Here is a 5,072-nt window from a genome sequence, read left to right on the forward strand (position 1 = left end):
ATGTTGGCGGTTTATGGGTGATTATAGGCGCTCAACGCGCCACTAGAACCCTATTGTTTATGTGTATTTTTGTTTATTATCATAAAATTTAAACACTTAAAGATTTTTTGAAGGTAACAAAGTAGAAGTAGTCGCGTGCGACTTCCGCATGGATATCCGACCGACGTCTGGACAACCGATCCGTCATCGATGGCACATCCGATTGTTCGCACGATGGGCTCTCTTCCATCGTCCCGCCGCTCATGAAGGAGGTTCCAAACGCACTCCGGCCACTCCGCTTCGCCATCCTTTACGGCGTCGTGAATCTCCGGATGGTTCAGGAACCGCTCGCAGGCGTCGATCACCGCCACCAGATCCTGTCTGTCCTTCCCCGCAGCACGCATTCCCAGACGATAAGGATCCGCCAGCCGGCCAGACTCAGGGCGCTCGTCGCACGGCTGTCACGCGCGCGATTCCCCCGGAGCTTGTTCCGGTTCTCCCAGAACTCATGCTTGTGTGGCCAAAATTTGGGAACGGATACGACGGCGAGCCAGCATAACCTCCGCTGCGTTTGATCCCAGGGTTTCGCCCCGTCATGGCTCCCTCCCGCATTCCAAGCGATCAGACTCGCACGCTGATGAAGCTGTCTGGAACACACCCAGACGCATCTTGCGGACAGGCGTCCGGCGCGAACAGACGCCCATTCCCCGGCGTCCAACGAGGGCGCCCATTACGCCACTTGTTTTGCGCCAGTTCTATGGTACTAATGCCCTCCGTGACCAAGACCACCTTCCCCGAACCCAGCTACCCGCTCGCCCAGCTCTGCATTCTCGCTGAGCTGTCTGCTCGCACGGTAAGGTACTACATCCAACTCGGCCTGGTGGACCGGCCCAAGGGGGAGACGCGCGCGGCCCGCTATGGCGCTGTTCATCTGGAGCAACTTCGGCAAATCAAACGCTGGACGACGGCGGGGGTCTCCCTGGATCGAATCCGCTCGCTGCTCCAGGGCGAACCGCCACCGGTGCCGCCACGCCCTCCGGCGCTCGGGTCGGTCAGCGTCCGCAGTCATCTGACGGTTGCGGAAGGCGTGGAGGTGGTGATCGATCCGGGGCGAGCCGGTCTGACGCCCGAGCAGGTGCGCGTTTTCGCGCGGGGCGTGATGGATGCCTTCGCCTTAACGATCGCCAAGCCACCCGCCGACACCGACGCGAAACCATAAAAAGCAGCAACGGACAAGAGCCCAATCACACCATGACGCTCAAAAAACACGCTTACGTCATCGTCTGGCCCGAGCAACTCGTCTCCATTGGGGAAGCATTGGCACAGGCAGACCTTGACACGCTGCGAGTCCAGGTCGAACGCTTTCCATCACCCGAGGTTGCGTTGTTCTATCGCTCCGATCCGTCGGAGCCAGACTACTTTACACGCATCACGGCCTATCGCGTCGTCATGCCCTTGCTCTATTATCTGCTGCAATTCGAAGTCCGACGCGATCTGCCGCCCTTCGATCCGTATCGCGTCTGTCACGATATCCAGGCCCTTTCCGTTGAAGATCTCGCTCGACTGGGTATCCGAATCGCCACAGGCTCCTTCCCCGGTAACGTTTTCGGCATGGATCCGGGGTCCGTCTTTGCGGCAAGCGTCGCGGACAAGCAAGCGATTCTGCGTCAGTTGCAGCATCTCGACCTGCCGTTCCGCTATCCCGACAGGGTTTCCAGGAGGGTTATTCCGAGCGAGACCGGCAGCCCGCTCGACGCTCTGCTGGGTCGGTTGATCGAGAATCCAATCTGGGATCAAGCCTGGTGTGTCGATGAGGTGCCGGGGGTGACCGGCAACCCGTTCAACTATCTGCTGGTTCAGTTGATTCAGCCTTCGAGCCGGGATCAGGCCTGGAGTTTTGGCCTGCTGGACCAGGCATTGCAAATGGGCGCGGTGATGGATGCCACAACCCTCTACCAGTTGGGTCGCGCGAACGAGGCATGGTATCGCCACTTGAGTGCGCGGATGCCCTCTGAAGTAGTCTTGGAGGCGTGTGGCCTTTCTAACTCGGAACAGCGCGAAATTTGCGCGTCTCCCCAAGTCATCACCTTGATCAGGGGAGGACGTTTGGCCCCGCCGGAGCGATCCGGCAAGGATGGCTGGCTTCAGGTTGCTTTGTCCATACAGGTCGGGACGCCAGAGCGCGCCCGCTTTGTGACATGGCTGGTGCGCGAAGGCGGGCAGGATGTCAATCACCGTGGGGAGAACCTGAGTTCCCCCTTGAAACTCGCGGTCTACCATCGCGAACCCGAGCTGACTCAGTGCTTGATCGACCTCGGCGCCGACCTGGACCTGGAGGACTATCGAGGCGATACGCCCCTTCACTGGGCCGCCTGGCTGGGCTACGCGGAACTGGTCGAGCGACTGGTCCGCAACGGGGCCGACACGCAGGTGCGCAACCATCGAGGGAAGACACCGAAAGAGGTCGCGGAGGATTTTCAGCAGACGACGATCATGCGCTTTTTGACGGACTCTGCCATTTCCGACAGAAAACGCGATCAATGAGCAACCATGCGGATTCATGACGCTGGGTCCGGATTCCAAAGCTAACCCGCCGATTTCAACGCGGCGTCGCGTCCTGACTCAGCACCCCGTCATCGCGTCGGGCCAGGTTGTCAAGAACGATCTCCCCGGCGCGCAGGAGGCGCTGGCGGACCTCGGGCCGATCGGTGTTACCCGCCGCGAGTTGGACAAAATCCTCCCCGATGAGCATGTTCAGCCCGCCGGTGGCGATGAAGGCGGCGTCTCCCAGTCGGTCGATCTCCGTGCGTGTCGCCATGGACTCCCGGGTTTTCTGGAAGATGTCCGATGGACTCGGCCCTGGTCGAGGCACGTCCTCGGCCTGGGTGAGCGAGACCTGAATGAAGGCGCCAGGATCGCCGCCGACCGTCTCATACGCACAGAGTTGCGTCCCCAGTGGCACCAGGATACTTCTGACCGGCAGACCGACCGGTGCGCCGAGCAGGGTTTCCAGCTCGTGGGGCGGCAGCAGATCGCAAGGATCGATCCGAGACGGATCCAGGCGGGTGCCGGTGTCCGTGTCCGTATGCCGGGGATCGGTCAAAAAGAACGACAGGATCAACAGCGTCAGGAGCGGGGGGAATTTGGGCGATTCGTTCACTTGGCCATCCATTTGGCCAGCAAGGCCTCCTTGCGAGAGGAGCGTTCACGCGGATCGAGTCGTTCATCCTGATTCGCGAGGCACTCCGCGCGCTCGGTTTGCTCGGACAAAGGCCAATAGGAACGTCCATCCTTGCCCATGTTCCAGGGATTACTCGCCTCTCGCGCCAGGCAAGTTAAATGCTCCTCGAAATCTTCCGGCGAGGCGGTCGCCAGGGCACAACGTTCATGTGCCCGCCAGCGACGGTGCCAACACGTTTTGTCGAAACGCTCGCTACGACACGTCGTGTGGCTAAACATCGGGGTATGGAGACGGCTGCGGGCCATGATCCTCTCCGTTCGTGTGATCCCAAGGTCTCCGCGCCCCGCGTCACTGCGTCAAGCCCCTGCCGAGGGCGTGACGGCAACCGTGATGCCGAAACGCCGCACCGCTTAGACAGGAGTGGCGATGTGGCCCCAAGCGAGCACTTGGGTCGAAAGCAGCAGGAGCAGACAGAACAAGGTCGCGCGAGGCATCGTTGCTTTAACCCACCTGTTCACGGTCCACAACGGACGTAGCGTGCCAGCGAGAGAGAATCGCGTCGAGTAGTGATCGATCATTGGAAATCTCCTTCAGAGAGTTAAAAAATGTCCGAAACCGATCGGCACCGATTTCGCTGACGAGCCTGACGCCATGGCGTTGGATGTCATCGGTTTGAAGATGAGCGCATGCCGTCTCGAAGACATTCTCAAGGTAGGTCGAGGTCTTCCGTGCGTCTTCGGCATAGAGCGTGAGTAGCCTGTCGATGATCTCTTCGGCGCCTTGAGTGCGCTCGACCGAGCCATTTTGATAGCAATGCAAATGTTCGCAGAGATACCCTAAGCCTTCATTCAGAATCGCGCCGAGCAGTGGGCCATGAATGTCCAGTACCGTTCGGTCGACGGAGGCCGCCGCCTCGTGAAACAGCGCCTCGGCCAACTGATTGTAGCGCAGGGTCTCGGCGGAACCCTGACCCTGGGTGATCGCGAACACGATCGAGGCAAAATGCGCGTCATAGCTTCGCGTGAACGGATGTTGCCTCGACCCGAATGATTTGCCGGAGTTGGCGAGATACGCCACCGTAGCCTCCGCCTGCGAGTCAAGGCCGGCTTCCAGCGCGGCAGCGATCAGGTCGATGATCGGGTTGCGATAGTGGCGGAAGTGTTCATGGAAAAGACCGCTCATCGTCTGCTGAACGGTCTGACGCCGATGCAGAGCGCGCAATTTCGCGAGATGATGGGGGTTCGGGAGTGTCTTGGAATCTCCCGGCTGATGCCGCCGCTCCCACAACTGGACCGTGGAGTAAGCCACGTCCAGCGCGTCGGCCAGCGTTTGCTGAGTAAAACTCTGCTCCCGACGAAGGCGTTTTAGCCAGATCGGAAAGAACGCTTCGGTCGACGCACACCCCCCCCGGCGACGCTCCTGACTCTGCTCGAAGAGGACGTCCAACCAACTCGCTTCAATAGTCTCCATGATCTCCAGCACCTCGGTCGCGATTCGGGGAAAGCATACGACAACCCCAATCCTGGCAACACTAAAGTGGACCCCATGTCCAGGACAGTTTTCCCCTGAATTTAAGTTGTGCTTGCGACATCAATCGCAGCGGTTTGGCGCTGCCCCAGTGTTGTCTCGCCGAAGCGATCCACGATGTTGGCTCCCCCACCTACCCCCGAGCGGTAGACCGCCTCCGGCGTCAGGTACCCCAGCGATTGGTGCGGTCGCTCGTGGTTGTAGAAGGCGAAGTAGTTCTACTTTGTTAACTTTGACTGTCGCATAAATTAATGAATTTTAATTCTACTTTGTTAACTTTGACTGTCGCATAAATTAATGAATTTTAAGTTATTTTTTATTAGGCGCAATAAATCTTCATTTACTATGCCCCTATTGAAGATAGATGTTGGCGGTTTATGGGTGA

5 protein-coding genes and 1 pseudogene are annotated in these 5,072 nt (G+C 59.0%); 2 read left to right on the top strand and 4 right to left on the bottom strand.

From position 1 onward, the window contains the following. Positions 1–745 precede the first annotated feature (745 nt). Both CCR95_RS00085 and CCR95_RS00090 read left to right on the top strand, forming a co-directional pair. Positions 746–1,198 carry a MerR family transcriptional regulator gene (locus CCR95_RS00085; protein ID WP_201090780.1) on the top strand — a complete coding sequence of 151 codons (453 nt, stop codon included), beginning with the start codon at positions 746–748 and terminating at the stop codon, positions 1,196–1,198. 32 nt (positions 1,199–1,230) lie between these two features. Then, entirely contained in the window at positions 1,231–2,523 is a 1,293-nt protein-coding gene (locus CCR95_RS00090) for an ankyrin repeat domain-containing protein (protein WP_201090782.1), read from the top strand. Between the two features lie 55 nt (positions 2,524–2,578). Here CCR95_RS00090 and CCR95_RS00095 read toward each other — a convergent pair whose 3' ends face one another. From CCR95_RS00095 to CCR95_RS00110, 4 genes and pseudogenes are all read right to left on the bottom strand, one after another. Continuing rightward, positions 2,579–3,139: a hypothetical protein gene (locus CCR95_RS00095; RefSeq protein ID WP_201090784.1), complete on the bottom strand. Its 561-nt coding sequence runs from the start codon at positions 3,137–3,139 to the stop codon at positions 2,579–2,581. Then, on the bottom strand, positions 3,136–3,465 hold the full coding sequence (locus CCR95_RS00100) for a hypothetical protein (protein ID WP_201090786.1): 330 nt from the start codon (positions 3,463–3,465) through the stop codon (positions 3,136–3,138). Before CCR95_RS00100 ends, CCR95_RS00095 begins: the two co-directional genes overlap by 4 nt. A gap of 196 nt (positions 3,466–3,661) precedes the next feature. Next, positions 3,662–4,630 carry a helix-turn-helix domain-containing protein gene (locus CCR95_RS00105; RefSeq protein WP_201090788.1) on the bottom strand — a complete coding sequence of 323 codons (969 nt, stop codon included), beginning with the start codon at positions 4,628–4,630 and terminating at the stop codon, positions 3,662–3,664. A gap of 101 nt (positions 4,631–4,731) precedes the next feature. Then, positions 4,732–4,902: pseudogene (locus CCR95_RS00110) on the bottom strand (integrase core domain-containing protein); the annotation flags it as partial. Positions 4,903–5,072: the final 170 nt, after the last annotated feature.

Source organism: Thiocystis minor (genome assembly GCF_016653465.1).
Lineage (GTDB): Bacteria > Pseudomonadota > Gammaproteobacteria > Chromatiales > Chromatiaceae > Chromatium > Chromatium minus.